We start from the raw sequence: 18,120 nt of genomic DNA, 5'->3' as shown, positions 1-18,120 counted from the left end.
AAAGGCACCTCTTTGTTTGGTTACTAAATCCTTCAAAATGGTCTTTCGAAACACCACAAAATGCGGTAGCTATTGATAAGGAGTTATGACCAAACAACCTTGAATTTTTTTTGCTTCTTTACGTTCTTAATACTCCTTATCTCCTCATCTGACATCCCTTCTAGGGATACCGAAACGTATTCTAACTTAGGAAAGTTTGTCAGTAGAAAACTCCAATCATTTGCGTGAATACCATCTAAATATAGATAACGAATTTTTGGTAACTGCAGTTCTTGAATATTCTCTACAGGATTCTCCCTCAAATTAATACAATCTAATTTAAGCATTTCATTCAACGGTCTAATGTCTTTAATTTGATTGGATATAACATCAATATGAGATAACATTTGAAATCGGCAAAGACACGATAAATCTTCTATCTGATTCTCGTTTAAGTAGATACAAGATAACATAGGAAGATCCAGCTCATTAAAAATAGATATGTTATTAATTGCGCAGCTTCGAATAGATAAAGAAACTATTCCAGATGGTAATTGACTTAGTTCATTCATATTGAACTCCGGATTATTTTCAATTGAAATACCACGTAAATTCTTTGCAAACATCAATCCTTTTAAGCTACTAATAGGTGAATCTTTATAGTTTGGGGAAATACTTCTTAATTTAAGTAAATTGACTTCAGTTAGAACATCCTTATATATATTCAGTTCCCTGCGAATGATTGTTTCGAGGCTCGAGTCTTCAAAGCTTACCGCACTTCCCTTTGGACCATTGATCTCATAAGACAGTTCAGCCATAAACTCCTCTTTTATCCGATTCTCTTCTATATAGTCGTATACAAGCCATTGTAATTCAAAAAAAATAGGAGCGATAAAAGTAGGATGCACCCATTGAATGGATTCGTCTTCTAGAATTTGACCAATAAGAAATAAATCATCTTTAACCTTCATAATGTGTTTTCCAGAGCGCACTTGCTTTCCATCTTCGATGAGCTTTACAGCTTCGCTATAATTTACTTTCTTTCTCGAAGAGATTCCCTCATAGAAACTATCGAACTTCTTTAGCCGCTCTCTTCTGTCGTATTCCGTGTACTCTGTGTCCCATAGTTCAACGAAGTGAAAGCCCTTCAGCTTATTGTCTTCGACTACTTTTTTGAATTCGTCCGTTACATATATTCTTGTCATCAGATGCGGAGGCATCCGGAAGATCGGAATTGAATGATTCACCATTTCACGTTTAATATGGACATATTCTGAGAAATAACCATAATTAATCCTTCTTTCAACCGGATTACTCATATCAATGAAATCTTGGAGATTTTTCACTTTAACAAAATACATTTCGTGCACATCATGGATAATAGGGAGAAATTCCACTCCACTGCCTAGTAGCGGAGACAATACGTCCTTCGCCTTCCTCATAAATACGGGATAACCTATCATAAACTCAGCACAATCACTTTTATTTCCTTTTCTTCTAGTCAAAAATCGAATAGGCTTCCACTCTTTTATCTCATCATTAAAATAAGTTTTTATATGATCCACATAATCATCATGATTCTCCGATTCAATTGCGGTACACTTCTCTGAGGTAGTCAACATCCATATCTTCACTAACATCTACTCCTAATTTATATTTTAAGATTTTATAACCCGCTACGTCTCCGGTCTCCTTCGAATAATATTTTCATCCCTTCATTTATCAACTGCTTAGATCATACCACATATTGGAACAGTTTCCTGTTACTCAACGAACAAAGGCAACCGATCGCGTGGCCGGCTGCCGTCATGTCGTGGAGCTATGCTCATTATTAAAACAACTATGGCTAATAACAGCTTTTCACATCCTGCAATAACTTACTTCATTTAATACAAACTCCACTTTTTCAATAATCTCTTTGAAATTTCTCGTCTCAAAGACATAAAGAGGGTTCTCCCAATCGGGTTGTTCCTTGTCTTCTGAGTCAATTAGTACAAGCCTATATTTCCCTTTGGGATTAAATTCGGGATACCAGCCCAAATCAAGCGTTCGTTTACGATCATGGTCGAGCTGCAGCAGGTCCTCTTTGAACTCCCACGCATGCTTATGATTCTCGTCGACAAACGAGTCAGGATCCGCCTCGAAAAACTCATTATAAGTTACTCTCCAACCGCTTGAAATCCGGAGCGGAACCAGTTTTAGTGACATATATAAACCCTCCTTTAACAAACCAATAGTGATACCATAAATGTAACATAGCTGTCGGAGTTTAATTACAATAAAACCGGCAGCCGGTCGCTCACCTCACAGATTATAATCGAAGTAGCTAACAGAACTCACAGACCTTATTTGCGATAAAAATCGCATTTATGAATTCTTACGGAACCAGGAGCTCTTATTCCCCCAAAAACCCTTGTTCACCACCAAAATGATGCAAATAACGGCGTTCAGTTCCGCAAGAGCCACATACCACCGAAAATCAAGGAAATAGCGTCTGTGAGATCCGTTGGGCTTCTGCAGCGAAGGCGGCGCAGGATTATATCCCGCGCCGCCTTCGCTTATGTTCATTTATTCAGACTGCCGCCCCACGGCCGAGGTCGTCCCCCGGTACATCAGCTCGCAGGCGAGCAGAATTTTCTCAGCAGGCTCGTCCTTCGCATCGATCCGCTGCAGCAGCCGCTCCACCGCGCGCCGGCCGAGCGCCTCCTTCGGCACGTGAACGGTCGTCAGCGCAGGCTCCAGCTTGGCGGCGTCCTCGATGTTATCGAAGCCCGCGACGGACAGCTCCGCGGGAACGTTCAACCCGTGAGACTGCGCCGCGCGAACGGCTCCGATCGCGATCATATCGTTCGCGCAGACAAGCGCCGTCGGGAGCTCCCGCGTGCGCAGCCGCTTCGCGAGCCATTGCTTCACCGGCTCTTCGGCGTCTTCGTGCCGGAGTCCGTCTACGTCGATAAGAATATTTTCCTTACCGCCACCCCGTTCATCCCAGAGACCCTCGTCCTCCAAGGCGCTTCGGAAGCCCAGGAAGCGGTCATAGAAGCTTCGCGAATAGTCCGTGCTGCCGGCGAAAGCCAGCTTGCGATGGCCGATTCCGATCAAGTGGCGGGTCAGCCGATAGACGCTTTCGAAGTTGTTCGCGAACAGCGTGTCGCTTGGAATAAGAGGGTCCTCATGGTCCACCAGCACAAGCGGCAGGCCGAGACGATGGATTTCGAGCAGCAGGGAGGTCGAAATCTCCCCTACGCCGATCAGTCCCGATATGCCGCTCGGATTCAAGAAGTGGACGAAAGAGTCTACGCTCTGCTCCGACACGATGACCATCCCGTAGCCGTCCTTCTCCAGCTTCGCCGATATGCCGTCCACGATCCGCCCCCAGTACAACGACTCCTGTGTTTGAAATCGAATATTCGGCATGAGCACCAGCACGGATTGACGACCCGGTCTGGACGTTTTCGGCTGTTGCTCGTGCTTCACCGTTTTCATATAAGCATTCTTCTGAGCGAAGTACCCCAGCTTCGTCGCGGCCTGGATGACCTTCTCCCTCGTCGCGTCGCTGACGCCTTCCTTCCCCGCAAGCGCCTTGGATACGACGAATTTGGAGACGCCCAGCGAATCCGCGATTTGCTGCATCGTAATTTTGCTCGACATAATGGGTATGCACCTATCTTTCGCTTATGTTGCGCGCTTCTCTCCAGCGCTCGTTGTACTGTCCGAATACGTCCTCCAGCTCCGGGGCGGCAATCCATTCCTGAATGTTGTCGCCCGACCAGAACGGGATTTGGGCCGCCGCCGCGATTTCCATCAGCCGGTCGCTCGGCGCGCTTTTCTCCACCATGAACGGCTCGTAGGACATGAATTGCCGGATTTGCGGCAGCTCGGATTCCTTCGCTTCTTCTACCGGTAGGAAGCCGGAGGCGTCCACATAGCCCGATTCCCGCACGAAGAACGTAATCCAAGCCGACGCGAGCTCCTTGTTCTCGCTGAATTTGCTAATGCCCGCGAACCAGTCCGGACTTAGAGGCGCGTACCGCTTCCCGCTATTGTCGTACGGGAACGGGAAGAATCCGATCGTATCCGAATCCGCTCCGGCGGAGACCACTTGATTAATGACCCAGTTGCCCATCAAATACATGCCGGCCCTGCCGCTCGCCAGCTCCTGCTTGGACGTTTCCCACTGGTTGGAGATCAATCCCTGCTCGACATAGCCCTTCTCGATGAGCGTGCGAACGATCGTAATCGCTTCTCCCCAGGCGTTATCCGCCCGGAACGGCTCGTCCGTCTCCGTCATCCTGTTCAGATATTCAGGATCTCCCGTCATGTAGCTGACTAGATCCTCGCCCCAGGACATGAGCGGCCACTTGGCCCCGTAATTCAAATAAACCGGCACGATGCCCGCCCTTTTCAGCTTCTCGCACGCTTCGTAGAATTGCTCCAGCGTCGTCGGAACGTCCGTGATGCCCGCCTTGCGGAACGCCTCCTTGTTGTAGACGATACCCGACGTCGAGATCCCGGTCGCGATGCCGTACCGCTTGCCTTGATGCGACTTGAAATCCGCGAATCGCATTCCCTCGAACAGCTCGTCGCCGAGCGGCTCGAAATAGTCAGGAAACGACTCGTTCTTCATATTGTTCGGGAGCAGCAGCACGTCTCCCAGATTACGGGTAGACAAGCGGACCATAATGTCGCTGGCGTAATTGGTCAGTCCTTCGAACTCGATGACCGCCCCGGGATGAAGCTCTGAGAAGCGTTCGGCGTACCCGGCAAGTACGCCGTTCTCGATCAGGTCGACCCTGTTGGTCAACACCCTCAGCGATTGTTCCTCGACCGGCTGGCCTTCATCGTCAGCGCCGGCAGTCGCAGTCGGTCTGACGCCGGCATTCTGCTCATCGCAGCCGGCAATCAACAACAAGATTGCCGTGAACAGCGCAAACCAGCCCTTCGCTTTGACCTTCATGATTGTCTCCCCTTCCCTGCCGGCAGCAGTATCGTAATTTCGGCGCCTTCTCCCGGCCTGCTCGACGCTTGAATGCCATAACCGGCTCCGTAATGCAGCTTCAGCCGTTCGTTAATATTGCGCAGCCCGATGCCGCCGCCCTTCTCGTTCCGGATCTTTCCCGCGCCATCCAATCCCGCGAGCGACCGGTTCAGCCTCTCAAGCTCTTCTTCATTCATACCGATGCCGTCATCCCGTATCGTAACGACGGCCTCATGGCCTCTCGTCTCCGCCGCGATTCGAATATGCATGACCTGCTTCGTCTCGTCGAGTCCGTGATAGATCGCGTTCTCGACAATCGGCTGAAGCGCCAGCTTGATCATCGCGTACCGGGTCATATGCTCCGGAATATCCACCGTCAGCGCGAAACGGCCGGGATACCTATAATTCAGCAGCTCGACGTAATGGCGCACATGACCGGCTTCATCCGACAACGTCACCTCTTCGTGCAGATCGCTGATGCTGTAGCGAAGCAGCCTGCCGAGAATGGCGATCATATCCGCCGCATCCGTATCGTCGTTAATTTCGGCCGTCATGCGGATCGTCTCGAGCGTGTTGTACATGAAATGAGGGTTGATCTGATTCTGAAGCGCCTGCAGTTCCGCTTCCTTCTTCTTCGTCTCCATCTCGTAAATATCCCGGATCAGCTGGTCGATGCGCACGATCATCCGGTTGAACTGATTGCCCAGCTGGCCGACCTCGTCCCGGTATTTGACCGGGAATTGCACGGCGAAATCCCCTTCCTGAACATTCCGCATCAATTTCGTCATCCGGCGCAGCGGGTTCGTCAGCGCGTAGGAGAGAATGAACGAGAGAAGCAGCGCCACGAGCAGCGTTACGATCGTCGCGATCCACGTAACCCGGCGGATGATCACGGCGTCTCTCGTAAGCTCGCTCTCCGGTATCGCGGTCATGATCTTCCAGCCCGTCTTCGAAGAGGTGGAATAAATATAGAGGCGATTCACTCCGTCCAGCTTCTCATAGAAGCTGCCCTTAATCCCTTTGGCGCGCTTAATGACAGGGTCGTCCCCAATGCCCGCCGCCGTCCGCTCGCCGGTGCTGTCGTAGATGACCGTACCCGCTTCGTCGAAAATAATCGAGCTTCCTTTCGTCGCGGTATCCAGCTCCCCAATCCCGTCCTCCACGACGCTTACGTTCGCGTCTACCGCGATGAGCCCGATGGGCTGAAGCGACTTGTCGATGACTTTGCGCGCGACCGTGAACGCGAATTTCTCGCTTTGCAGGTTGCTGATGTACTTCTGCGTGCCGAATATCATCTCTTCGCCGCTGGAAGCCTCGAGCTGCTCGCTCCAAAACTCGTAGCTCTCCTTAATGTCCAAGCGGATGTTCCCGCTCACGGTCGAATAGTAGCCGTTGCCGTACTGATCGAACACATAGACGGTGTTGGAGCCTCGCTTAATCATATTGATGAAGGAGACGTTGTCTTCGATTCCTCTCTGTATCGACAGCAGCAGGTTGAAATCCTCGGGGATGAAGGTGCTCTCGTCGTCTCCCTGCGCCTCGCCCATTCGTTCGTAATAGCGGTTCGAGCGGATCAGGTTCTGCTTGATGTCATCCTGATAGGCGGGAATGGAGGAGATGCGGATCATATCCTCGATGTAATCGTCGATCCGCGCCATCATCGCTTCCTGCATCGTCGCCGAGAATACCGTCGTTTTCTCTTCGATGGAAGCCGAGTAGTTGCTGTACGTAATATAGCCGATAAAAGAAAGCGGGAGCGAAATCAGCACCAGGAAAACGAGAAACAGCTTCCGCTCCATCCTGAGGCTGCCGATCGCGCCTCCCGCGCGCGAGAAGACTCTCCGTAGGCTCATATCATATCGCCGGCATTACGTTGCCGCCGTTCACGGGCACGAAGGCTCCCGTAATGAAGCTAGCCAGATCCGACGAGAGGAAGGCGACAGCATTCGCGATTTCCTGGTCCGTGCCTCTGCGCTTCATCGGCACCGTGGAGCTGTAGCCTTCGCTGACCTCGGTTCCGTTATCCCGATCCCTGTCGCTGATCGTCCAGCCCGGCGCCACTTGGTTGACCGTAATCTGGTATTCGCCGACTTCCTTGGCTAGCACGCGGAATACGCCGTCCATGCCGCGCTTGCCGGCCGTATAGGCGGATTGGTTCACGAAGTTCTGCATCGCGCATTCCGTGTTGATGCCGATGAATCGGCCGCTCTTCTTCTCCTTCATGGCCGGCACGAACGCTTTGGCGAGGAATACGCTCTGCAGCACGCAGGACTCGAACTGGCTGATGTAGTCGCCGATCGGCTGCTCCAGCACGGTTGTCCACTCATATTGGATCACGGCGTTGGCTACGACGATGTCGACATGGCCCAACTGCGCGCTGGCCGTCTCCTTCATTCGTAGCACGTCCGCTTCCTTCGTCACGTCGCCTTGAACCGTGATCGCCCTTTTGCCGAGCTGCCGGATTTCGTTCTGAAGCTCCGCCGCTTTCTTCTCGTTAGCATGGTAGTGAATAACAATATCCGCCCCGCAGGAGGCGAGAGTGCGCGCCATTACCCGTCCCAGATCGCCGGTAGCCCCCGTAATTAACGCCGTTTTTCCGTTTAGATCGATTTGCATCGCTGTCCGATTCTCCTTCTTTGTCCGTTTTCCCATTCATTTGTTATATAACTTATTATTAATTATGCTACCGGAAAGTCAACCTTAAATGCGAGAAATCTGCTCGCTCCGCACTACACGTTCCCGCTCACTACGTGTTCCCGCCCTAATTGCTGTGTCCGCTGCTCGAAAATAGCGGCGTTTTCGGAGTTATTTTCTTGGATGCAGCCGATTGATTAGGAATAGCGGCCATTATACCGTTAATTTTGAGGGAAGAAGGCCGTTTGATTAATATGGACCGCAGTAACGGTAAAATCGCCGCTATTTACGCAAAAGTGGGGAAGTTAGCTTAAAATAAAGGTACTATGTCCGCTATTTCGGTGCCGGTCGTTATGCGGCCGGGGAGCGGAAGCTATGCGGAATGGCTGGTGGCAGGCGGAGGGGGGATCGGAGTAACTAGTTGGTTAGTCGGGCTCGAGTATGAGGAATGCGATACAAACGTGCCTCACCCATGCTCAAAGCTCCCGCTCCACTACGAGCAATCGCCTGTGCGGCTTTAAAGCTGGGAGCACGCGAAAAAAAAGCTTACTCGCCAGCCCCCGAGAAGCTGCCATACAGCAGCTCCCGAGACGAAAGCGAATAAGCTTTGCATCGGCCTATGATTCCCCTTCCTCCTCCGGCGGGAGGATCATGATTTTCCCTTCCGCCAGCTCCAGCCTTACCTTGTTGCTGTTCTTCAGCCCCAGCGAATCCAGGTAGCCGGCCGGCACCTGCAGCCGGCCCGCCTTGTCCAGAATCGCATATTCCACATGCGATTCCTCCTCCTGCTCGAGGGCGGCCAGCTCCTCGGCATACGAGGTTCTCCTCAGCATTTCCGAGGAAATTTTCCCGTCGCGAATAGCCGCCACGCGGTCTACCTTCTTCGCAAGCTCGGGATCATGCGTGACGATGACGATCGTAATGCCGATAGACCGGTTCAATTCACGGAACAGGTCTAGAATTTGGTTCGACATCTTGGAGTCGACCGAGCCCGTCGGCTCATCCGCCAGAAGCAGCTTCGGATGGTTGGCCAGCGCGATGGCGATGGCGACCCTCTGCTGCTCCCCGCCGGACAGCTCATACAGCTTGTTGTTCGCCCGGTGGCTGAGACCGACCGCGTCGAGCAGCTCCTTCGCCCGCCAGCGCTTGCGGCTGCCCGTAAGCAGAATCGGAAGCTCGACGTTTTCCAGCGCGGTCAGGTACGGGATCAGGTTTCGGGCATTATTTTGCCAGACGAACCCTACGCTCTTCCGTTTGTACCGGACCAGATCGCGCTCCGTGAACTTCAGCATATCCTTGCCATCCACGAGCAGCTTGCCCGCGGTCGGCCGGTCGAGGCCGCCGAGCATGTTGAGCAGCGTCGACTTCCCGCTTCCGCTGTTCCCGATAATGGCCATGAGCTCGCCGTCCTCGATGTGAAGATCGAGGCCTTGCAGCGCGAACACTTCCAAATCGGCGGTTTTGTATATTTTGACGAGTCCTTCGCAATGAATCATTCCTAATCCTCCCCGAGCTTAAGCGCCTGATGAATGCGGAGCCTGGACAGCATGTATGCGAGAATGCCGATTCCGACCGCGAGCATGAGACCCACGATGACGTAAATGCGCTGCAGATCGCCCTCCTCGATTTGCACGAGGAACGGCGGCACGAGGCTGTTCGGATTAAAGACGATTTGAAAATTCGGCACGTAGAGCATGCTGGCGACGTTGCCGACGACGATCCCGAGCAAGACCGCCACGCCGGACGTCAGCAGCTGCTCGACCGCAAGCATGGCGATCAGATGTTTGACGGATAAACCGATCGCCCGCAAAATGCCGTTCTGCAGCGTTCTGCCGCGAAGCGACAGCACCCAGTACAGCAGGAAGCCGATAAAGCTGACGAGCAGCGAAATAACGAAGCCTAGCGTCAGGATGCCGTTCAAGGCGAGCAGGAACGGATCGTTTTTGGCCATCACGAGGTCGTCCCTCGTATTCACGATGCTTTGCACGGATAATTCGCTGTCCTCGATGCCCTGATAAAACTCGGCTACCGTCGCGTCCGGCTTCAGCTTCAGCCACACCTGATAAGGCTCCAGCGCAAGCTGCAGCTGAATGCGCGACAGATGGCCGACGATGAGCATCGGCGCCCTGCTCTCGTCGTTCAAATCGATCAAGCCTTCGGGAGGCAGCGGGTTAAAGGTTGGGAAATAATCGATAATCCCGAACACCCGGAACGGCTGCTGGGATACGCCTTCCCACCCGATCCAGATCGTGTCGCCTGCTTTAACTTCCTTCTGCTCCGCGACGGTCCGGGATATTAAGACCGCATCGGTCTCCGAAGCCATCAGGTTCAAATAATCGTTCAGCGGATAATCAAGCAGCGAATCCCTGAACCAGGTCGTCATGCCGAATTGATCCGTGTCGATCCCCATGAGCGTAACCTGCGCCATGGTCTGGTCTTTGGAGAAATACGCTTTCTCCTTCGTGAATACCTTCGCCCCGTACTCGACGCCGGGCAGCTCCAGGAACGGCTCGAACGGCGGCTCCAAATAATTGATTTGATCCGGCGCGGCTTGAACCGCGGCCTCGCCTCCGCCGGCGCCGGGAGGGCCCGCCATTTCGGGCGGCGGCGCGTCATTCACCCAATTCACGTTCATGACGATGTCCGCCCCGTTGCCGTATCGAATGCGATCCTCCGTATTCAGATTAATCGTCCGAGCGGCCGACGCGCTGAACACGCCCGTCGCGATCGTCATAATAAGGAAGATCATCAAAAATTGGTATTGGCTGCTGGATCTCCCCACCTGAATGAGCGTAGCGTACAAGGAAGGCGGCCACCACTTCTTCCCGATCCAATAAATCAGCCTGAGCACCCAAGGATACAGCCTCAGCAAGAGCAATCCGGCGCCCATGATGAACAGGGCGGGCACGATGAACTGCAGCGGGTCGATGTTGAGGTCCGTCGCCCCAAGCCCCAAAGACTGGATATCGGCGAGTCTCTTCTTGAACGTGTACAGCCCGTAGCCCGCGAGCGCAAGCGCAATGACATCGAGGAAGAGCTTATGCCATATCGGCGTCCTCACTAATCTGGCCATCTGCTGCTTATGATCCACGATCGACACTCTCGTCGCCAGAATGATCGGAATAATGGTAATGACGAGACAGGCCAGCGCGGCCCATAAGCCGTATAGATAAGGGGTCTCCGTAATGCGAATCGGCAGGCTGACGCGCTGCACGAACTCCATGAAGCCATTCGACGCGCCGAGCAGCTTCGTGAGCATCGCCCCTAAGAAGGGCCCTAGGGCGACCGCGATTCCGCAGAGCAGAACGCCTTCCACCAGATAGGAAGCGATGATCTGCCAGCGGGCGGCGCCGCGGCTCCGGAGCACCGCGATTTCGCTTTTCTGCCTGCCGGCGATCAGATTCGCGACCATGAACATATAGAACGCCAGCATGATAAGCACCGGGACGTTGAGCGCCCACATCAGCACGTTCAAATTTTCGGCGCGCACCAAATACTTTTCGATCGTATCGAAGGCAAGCGCCTCAAGCTTCAGCTGATACAGCGACACCGTCTTAAGCAGCGTCTCGCTTAACAGCTCGTGCGTGCGGAGATAGGATTCAATATGCTGATATTCGATTTTGGAATAATCCATGACCAGATACCAGCCCGAGCTGGCCGCCGGTATCCGATGCTCGTGCAGCAGCAAGGTCTCCGCCGTCTCATACGGAAGAATGAAGCTGCTCCCTAGATCGCTAAGATTGGCGTTGCGGAAATAAAGATCATCGTCCTTCGCCTTCTCGATGACGCCAACGGGCTTGAACAGCATTCTCTCCGCCACTTTGTCGTCTTCCACGGCGAATACGGCACCCAGCACCGTCTTGAATTTGTTCAGAGCCTGCTCCGTGACTAGCACCTCGTAAATGCCGTCGACCGGCTCGGCGGCCGGTAATTTGCCGTCCTTGAGCTTAATATGATCCTCTATATCGGTGAACGCCTTGACGTTCATGGAGAAATAGGATCTTGAGCTCGTATCCGGATTGTCCGCCAGCTTCATCCGCATCGAGGAGGAGACCAGGTCCGTCACAAGCGCTTGAATGGGAAGCCGGAACCCGGGGGCCGCTTCTTCCTTGATGACCCGATCCACGCGTTCGAACATCGGGAGATGCTGCTCCGGTTTGTTGTTCGGGAGGTAGATAGACGAGTAGACCGCGCCCGGATACCGCCCCGAGGCCGTCTGCGACATCTCCAGATCCTTCTTCAGCATGCGGGACAGAATCGCCTCCGAATAGATCGGCATGCTGCTGACGAGCGCGACGGACATGATAATGCCGATAAGCAAGCTGAATACGAGCCATTTGTTCTGCACCATCTTGCGAATAATCATTACGAATAAAGCCATGCTTCAATTAACCTCCCTGGACCGAAGTGCCGTGGCGCGGAACCTTGGCGTTATTGCAAAATAATAAGCTGCCCCTCTTCCACGCCTTTCGTAATCTCCACCTCGGTCGAGCCGACGATGCCTTGTTCGACGTCGATCTCGCGGATCTTATCGCCATCCTCCAGCACGCGCACGAACGTTCTGCCCAAATAATTGCGCAATCCGCTCTTCGGAATAATAAGCGCGCCGTCCCTCTCCTGGAGGCGGATCGTGACGTCGACGCGGTCTCCGATTTTTGCCGTTGCCGGGAGCTGGTCCGTCTCTACGTAGACATGGCTTTTGTACCGCTCCCTCAGCATCTCGTCCTCCGTCAGAGGCGCGCTTGAAGGCGTTTGCGAGACTTTGCCTTCAATCGGTTCGTCCGCCCCGAGCTTTAGCGAAGCATTGAAGCCGACGCCTACCTTGCTGGCATCCGCGGTGGAGCTCACCTGGAATGAAACGCGAAGCTTCGATGGATCCGAGATGATGACAATCGTCTCATACGGCTTCACGATATTCCCTTCCTCCAGCGGGGCCACGAACGTCACCGTCCCGTCCATCGTGGCGACAATCTGCTTGCCGTTCACCGACTCCAGCATGCGCTCGTACTTCATCCCGTCGATCTCCTGCTGCAGCTGGGCAATGCGAAGCGCTTCGTCGTCTCCCGCGAGCTTCGCGTCCCTTACCTTCGCCTTGGACAAGAGCAGATTCATCTCCAGCTGCTTCAGCGTAATGTCCATGTCGCCGACGTCCAGCTGAACAAGCACGTCGCCTCGCTTCACTTCGGCTCCCGCGCGGACCAGCATTTCCTTGACGCGGCCGCCCTCGGATTTGAACGAGATCGAGTCGGATTCGTACGACTCGAGCGTGCCGTTGCCCTTCACCTCTTGGGCGATCGATCCCTTCACGACGGCCGTGGTCCGGTAATTTTCCTGCTTCGGCTTGACGAGAGGAGGCTTAAGCGGCTCTTCCTCCGCGGGAAGAAGCGTACACCCGGTAAGCGCTATCATAAAACTCATTGCAAGAGCGGCGAATGCGCTGTTTTTAGCTCGGAACGACAATTTGTCCATCCTCCAATTCGTACACATGATCTACAATCTCCATAATGGCGGGGTCGTGCGTGGTCATGATGATGGTCATTCCGGATGATTCGACCAGGTTCCGGAACACTTTCATAATTTGCAGCCCGGTCTTGCTGTCCAGCTCCGCGGTCGGTTCGTCCGCCAGAAGCAGGCTTGGCTTATGGGCGATCGCCCTGGCGATGGCCGTACGCTGCTGCTCGCCTCCCGACAGCTCGAACGGCCGGTGGTTCATCCGCGGCCCAAGCCCCACCTGCTCGAGCGCCGTCGTCGCGGCAAGCTTCCTGTCGGCCGCCGGGAATCCGGATACGCGAAGAATAAATTCCACGTTCTCGTAGGCGGACATTAACGGTATAAGCGCAAAGGATTGGAAAATCAGCCCCATCCGCGTGCGCCTCACGTTGTCGCGTTCCTTGTTCGACAAGCCGGACAGCTCGCGGCCTTCGAACGTGATCGTTCCTTCGGTCGGACGATCCAGCGCGCTCAGCAGGTTGATGAGAGTCGTCTTGCCCGACCCGGACCTGCCCTTGAACGCGACTAACGAACCGGAAGGAATGGCAAGGTCGACGCCTTTGAGCACATGAACAGAGCCCGAGCCTTTGCCGAAGGTGCGTTTGATTCCGCTCGCGACAATGATGTCCGATTCAGCTAGCGTCACTATTTTTCGCCTCCATTTTTATATAAGCGCTTGAATCATTGCATCTTTTTTCCATTCTACCTTCCGCTGCTAGGTTCTACAAGATCAGAAACCATCTATTTCTATCAAAATCGTGTGCAAAATTATGCAAAAAGGCAACGGAACCGTTGCCTTCTGTTACTATATCGATGCGGAATCGGTCGCGGCCGGGAATTGCAGCTCATACAGCTCGCGGTACCTGCCTCTCCGCTCCAATAGCTCGTCATGCGTGCCATGCTCCTCGATCTGCCCGTTCTCCAGCACGTAAATATGATCCGCTTGCTGAATGGTAGAGAGACGGTGGGCGATTACGAGGCAGGTCCGGCCCTTCAGCAGCTTGGCCAGCGCCGCTTGGATGAGCTGCTCCGATTCCGTATCGAGCGAAGCCGTCGCTTCGTCTAGGATGATGATTTTCGGGTTTTTCAGAATCGCCCTCGCGATGGAAATGCGCTGCTTCTGTCCGCCGGACAGCCTGACGCCGCGCTCGCCGATCTGGGTCCGGTAGCCTTCCGGGAACACTTGAATGAATTCCGCCGCGTTCGCCGCTTCGGCCGCGGCTCGCACCTCTTCATCCGTCGCGTCCTGGTGCCCGTACCGGATGTTCTCTTCGATCGTTCCGTTGAACAACACGATGTCCTGCGACACGATGCCGATCTGTTCTCTTAGAGAATGCAAGGTCACGTCCCTCACGTCGCGGCCGTCGACTGTCACGCTGCCGTCCTGCACATCGTAAAATCTCGTCACGAGATGGGCGATCGTCGTTTTGCCCGAGCCGGAGGAACCGACAAGCGCCGTTACCTCGCCGGGCTTCAGCTCCAGATTGAAGCCGCGGAGCACCTCGGAATGGGCCGCTTGCGAATAGGAGAAGCTGACGTCGCGGAAGAGGATTCGGCCGTTCGCGGGCGGAAGCTCGATGGCGTTCGGCTTATCGGTGATGATCGCTTTCGTATTCAATACCTCCATTACGCGTTCGTACGCGGCCGCCGCCTGCTGAATCGTATTCAGGATACGGCTGAAATGGCGCACCGGATTTTGCAGCAGTCGCAGGTAGGCGATGAAGGCGACGACCGTCCCGACGGTCATTGCATCCTTCATGACTAGCCAAGCGCCGAAGACGAGCACGATTGCCAGCCCCGCGAAATTAATGAAGTCGATGATCGGCTCGTACATGGCGCGAAGCCGCACGACCTGCACGTTCGCGTCCATGTTCCGCTGCGTCCGCTCGGAGAAGCGCTCCGCTTCGAAGTCCTCCGCGGTGAACGACTTCACCAGACGGATGCCCGTAAGCGTCGTCTGCAGATGGTCGCTCACGTCGGCAAGCGACTCCTGCACCTTGCGGAACGACGCCCGGATCCGCTTGCCGAACAGCCGGGTCGTCCAGATCATGAACGGGAACGTCGCGAGCAGGAGCACCGTCAGCTTCCAGTCTATGGCAAGCATATATACGGCAATGGCCGTGAACGTGAATACGTCGGTGAACAATTGCATCATGCTGGAGGAAATCAACTGTTGGAGAATGCTGACGTCGTTCGTCACCCTGGACATCAGGTCTCCCGTTCGGTTGCGGTCGTAATACGCAACGTCGAGCCGCTGAAGATGGCGGTATAAGTCGTTGCGCAGCTTGTAGAGCACCTTCTGCCCGATCGATGCCATGACGGAAGTGCTTAGATACCGGAGGATGCCGAGCGCGATGGCCGCACCTAACACGCCCGCACCGATCAACGCCAGCTTCCCGAACAGCTTCCCGGGAATAACCGTGTCGATCGTATATTTCGTTAGCTGCGGCACGACGAATTCGAGCAGCGAGATCAGGATGATGCTCGCGAGCGCGATCGCAAGCGATTTCCACTCCGTCCTCGCGTGGTCGAAGATGCGGAGGAACATGGAATAGATGCTGGCCGGCTTCACCTTCTCGCCCGAGCCGAATTTTCGGACGCCCATTCCTCTTGCTGCATTCACGGCATTCTGCTGTAAGCCTTGGTCTCCTCTCATGTCGCGTCTCCCCTCTCCGCTATGTCGGATAAAGATTGTTTGAGCTCGGCTAGAATCGCGCGGAGCTTGACCGCCTTGGCCGCATCCTCCATCGCCGATTTTTCGGCCGCCTTAAGCAGATGAAGCAGCTCCTTGCCCGCCGGGGTCAATCGGCGGTTACGCTTTCGCTCTTGCTCGGGTTCCTGCTCGTGCTCGTGCTGGGGGGCGTGCTGGTGGTCGTGCCCCCGATCAAACCGGCATTCCTCGCGCTCCTCCTCGAAGCCGCGCCCTGTACGGCTGCGTTCATCCATCTGCTGCAGCAGCATGCTGCTTGCTTCCTCCCGGAGGAACGTCTTTCCTTCCTCCGTTATGGCGAATATCTTCTTCCCGTCCTCTTGCTTGTAAGACGTGACGAAGCCTTGGTCCCGCAGCATCTGCAGCGTCGGGTAGATCGAGCCCGCCGACGGTTTGTACGTCCCTCCCGACTGCTCCTCCAGCGACTTCATCATCTGGTAGCCGTGCATCGGCTCCGCCGTGAGCAGCTCGAGCAGCGCGTATTTGACGCCGCCTCTCGTGAAGAACCGCCGTCCCGAAGAGCTTCGCTCCCGCCCGGCGCCATGATTGAGGAACAATTGCTCCTCGGGTGTCCAGCTTTGGTTCATGGATCTTGGCTCCTTTGTGTCGTATACCGTAAACATTAATCGTCTTCCGTCTTCAATCCGGCAAAAATTGCGTACTAACTGTTTTTACATGCTTCACTTCATCGCCGTATGCTTCATGCCATTTGGCACAGACCGCAGCTCATTCCGTGTTTCGTTCTAATCACAAATTGCAGATACGATATATCGCATTAGTTTAACACCTTTAGTCTATGCGATATATCGTAATCTCACAACATCAATTTCATACTAACATCTTCCCACAAGCGCCGATCCCAATAATCAGATGGACCTCCGCGCGCCGGACAACTATAATAGGAGGCAGATGACGAAGAACGTCCCGCTTCATTCCTTGGCGAATGGAGACGGGACGTTTTTATTTTCTTAAGGAGGCAGGAAGGAACATGACATTTGATGAAGCGCATGAAGCATTTTTGCGGCAGCACTTGGAGAGGAGGAGCGGCGAGAGACGCGGACGTTTGGAGCGAGGGCACCGGGAAGCGGAGAGGTTATTTTGCCAAAACGTCTGGTGGCCCTTGGTCGGCAGCCTTGAGCATTTACATCCGGAATACGAGGTGCTCCACTGGCGCGGCCAATCTTATTTTTGCGACTTTTTGTGGATTACGCGGTCAGTCCGGCTCGTTATCGAAATCAAAGGCTTCGGCCCCCATGTCCGCGATATGGATCGGCAGAAGTACTGCAAGGAGCTCAATAGGGAAACCTTCCTCGTCGCCATGGGCTACCAGGTCATCTCGTTCTCCTACGACGATGTCGCCCACCGGCCCGAGGTGTGCATCACGCTGCTTCGCATGGTGATGAGCCGGTTTCAGGTCACTCCTACACCGCTTAATCACGATTTCGCGGCAACGCGCGAGATCATTCGGCTAGCTTGCACGCTTGCGCGCCCGCTTCGTCCCATCGACGTAGTGAGCCATCTTCGCATCAATCAGAAAACGGCGATTCGCAAGATGCAGCAATTAACGGATGAAGGGTGGTTTCGAGGGATAACTGGGGCAGACAGTAGACGAACAGTACGGTACGAGCTTCAGCCGTCGGCGCTATTGCTTCTTTAGCCGGCATCGGCTGCGAGGGAGAGGTGAGTCCTGCCACAGCCGTTCCGGAATAGAAGAAATGGGATGAAATAGCGGACATAGTACCCTTATTTTTGACCAAACTACCCTTGATTTGAGAATAGCGGCGATTTTACCTTTATTGCAGCCCATATCGCCCGATTATCCAGCTGCCCTCAAAAATAACGGTATTATTGCCGCTATTCCCAGCCACCCCTCCTTCACACATAAAAATAACTCCGAAAATGCCGCTATTTCGAGCAAGCGAGCGAGCGGGTAGGTACGCACGCCAGTCCTCGCACTCCTGTACACGAACATCAGCCTCACCGCCGCACCACACACGAACGAAATCGACTAACTAGTTACTCTAGAAAACCTGACTCCCTCGAACACGACCCTTCCACCGCCCCACCACGCACATCTGAAAACCCGGTTACTCTCCCTCCCCTGCTCATCCGATTCCATTCGTCGTTACCCACACGAGTAATCTCCCTCCCCCAGCGGAGCCGCGGAATAAAACCCGGAAACAAAAAAACAGCCGCGAATTCCAGGCTGTTGAGAAAGTTATAAACTTCAATAAATCACCGCGTTAATATGGTATAATGTAGTTAGTAACCATCCCACAGAAAGCGCGGTGTTTTTTTATGCTTCGCACGAATGATCCCAATCCGCAAT

At 54.0% G+C, this 18,120-nt stretch carries 13 protein-coding genes; 1 reads left to right on the top strand and 12 read right to left on the bottom strand.

Going from position 1 to position 18,120, the window contains the following annotated elements:
• Nucleotides 1–83 precede the first annotated feature (83 nt).
• The 12 genes from NQZ67_RS19510 to NQZ67_RS19455 form a co-directional block, all read right to left on the bottom strand.
• Nucleotides 84–1,613 (bottom strand): leucine-rich repeat domain-containing protein, encoded by a 1,530-nt coding sequence (locus NQZ67_RS19510; protein WP_257449190.1) that lies wholly within the window; start codon nucleotides 1,611–1,613, stop codon nucleotides 84–86.
• A gap of 226 nt (nucleotides 1,614–1,839) precedes the next feature.
• Nucleotides 1,840–2,187: a hypothetical protein gene (locus NQZ67_RS19505; RefSeq protein WP_257449188.1), complete on the bottom strand. Its 348-nt coding sequence runs from the start codon at nucleotides 2,185–2,187 to the stop codon at nucleotides 1,840–1,842.
• 360 nt (nucleotides 2,188–2,547) lie between these two features.
• Entirely contained in the window at nucleotides 2,548–3,630 is a 1,083-nt protein-coding gene (locus tag NQZ67_RS19500; RefSeq protein ID WP_257449185.1) for a LacI family DNA-binding transcriptional regulator, read from the bottom strand.
• A 13-nt stretch (nucleotides 3,631–3,643) separates the two neighbouring features.
• Nucleotides 3,644–4,936: an ABC transporter substrate-binding protein gene (locus NQZ67_RS19495; RefSeq protein ID WP_257449183.1), complete on the bottom strand. Its 1,293-nt coding sequence runs from the start codon at nucleotides 4,934–4,936 to the stop codon at nucleotides 3,644–3,646.
• Complete coding sequence (locus NQZ67_RS19490; RefSeq protein WP_257449181.1) at nucleotides 4,933–6,810, bottom strand: cache domain-containing sensor histidine kinase; 1,878 nt, start codon at nucleotides 6,808–6,810, stop codon at nucleotides 4,933–4,935. Before NQZ67_RS19490 ends, NQZ67_RS19495 begins: the two co-directional genes overlap by 4 nt.
• 1 nt (nucleotide 6,811) lies before the next feature.
• Nucleotides 6,812–7,573 carry an SDR family NAD(P)-dependent oxidoreductase gene (locus NQZ67_RS19485; RefSeq protein WP_257449179.1) on the bottom strand — a complete coding sequence of 254 codons (762 nt, stop codon included), beginning with the start codon at nucleotides 7,571–7,573 and terminating at the stop codon, nucleotides 6,812–6,814.
• Nucleotides 7,574–8,208: 635 nt separating this feature from the next.
• Nucleotides 8,209–9,087, bottom strand: coding sequence for an ABC transporter ATP-binding protein (locus tag NQZ67_RS19480; RefSeq protein WP_257449177.1), 879 nt, complete (start codon nucleotides 9,085–9,087; stop codon nucleotides 8,209–8,211).
• Nucleotides 9,088–9,089: 2 nt separating this feature from the next.
• Nucleotides 9,090–11,972, bottom strand: a complete 2,883-nt coding sequence (locus NQZ67_RS19475; RefSeq protein WP_257449175.1) for an ABC transporter permease — start codon at nucleotides 11,970–11,972, stop codon at nucleotides 9,090–9,092.
• 50 nt (nucleotides 11,973–12,022) lie between these two features.
• A complete protein-coding gene (locus NQZ67_RS19470; protein ID WP_257449174.1) occupies nucleotides 12,023–13,051 on the bottom strand; it encodes an efflux RND transporter periplasmic adaptor subunit in 1,029 nt (342 codons plus the stop codon).
• Nucleotides 13,035–13,727 carry an ABC transporter ATP-binding protein gene (locus NQZ67_RS19465; RefSeq protein ID WP_257449172.1) on the bottom strand — a complete coding sequence of 231 codons (693 nt, stop codon included), beginning with the start codon at nucleotides 13,725–13,727 and terminating at the stop codon, nucleotides 13,035–13,037. The genes NQZ67_RS19470 and NQZ67_RS19465 overlap by 17 nt, the downstream gene beginning before the upstream one ends.
• Nucleotides 13,728–13,886: 159 nt before the next feature.
• Complete coding sequence (locus NQZ67_RS19460) at nucleotides 13,887–15,737, bottom strand: ABC transporter ATP-binding protein (protein WP_257449171.1); 1,851 nt, start codon at nucleotides 15,735–15,737, stop codon at nucleotides 13,887–13,889.
• The gene (locus tag NQZ67_RS19455; RefSeq protein WP_257449169.1) at nucleotides 15,734–16,378 is read right to left on the bottom strand and encodes a PadR family transcriptional regulator; all 645 of its coding nucleotides are present in this window, start codon (nucleotides 16,376–16,378) and stop codon (nucleotides 15,734–15,736) included. The genes NQZ67_RS19460 and NQZ67_RS19455 overlap by 4 nt, the downstream gene beginning before the upstream one ends.
• Nucleotides 16,379–16,779: 401 nt before the next feature.
• Here NQZ67_RS19455 and NQZ67_RS19450 point away from each other — a divergent pair, with 401 nt between their 5' ends.
• Nucleotides 16,780–17,448, top strand: coding sequence for a DUF559 domain-containing protein (locus NQZ67_RS19450; RefSeq protein WP_257449167.1), 669 nt, complete (start codon nucleotides 16,780–16,782; stop codon nucleotides 17,446–17,448).
• Nucleotides 17,449–18,120: the final 672 nt, after the last annotated feature.

The organism is Paenibacillus soyae (assembly GCF_024623455.1).
Lineage (GTDB): Bacteria > Bacillota > Bacilli > Paenibacillales > Paenibacillaceae > Pristimantibacillus > Pristimantibacillus soyae.
Note: the sequence above shows the minus strand (reverse complement) of the source record. Positions and strands in the feature narration are given on the sequence as shown.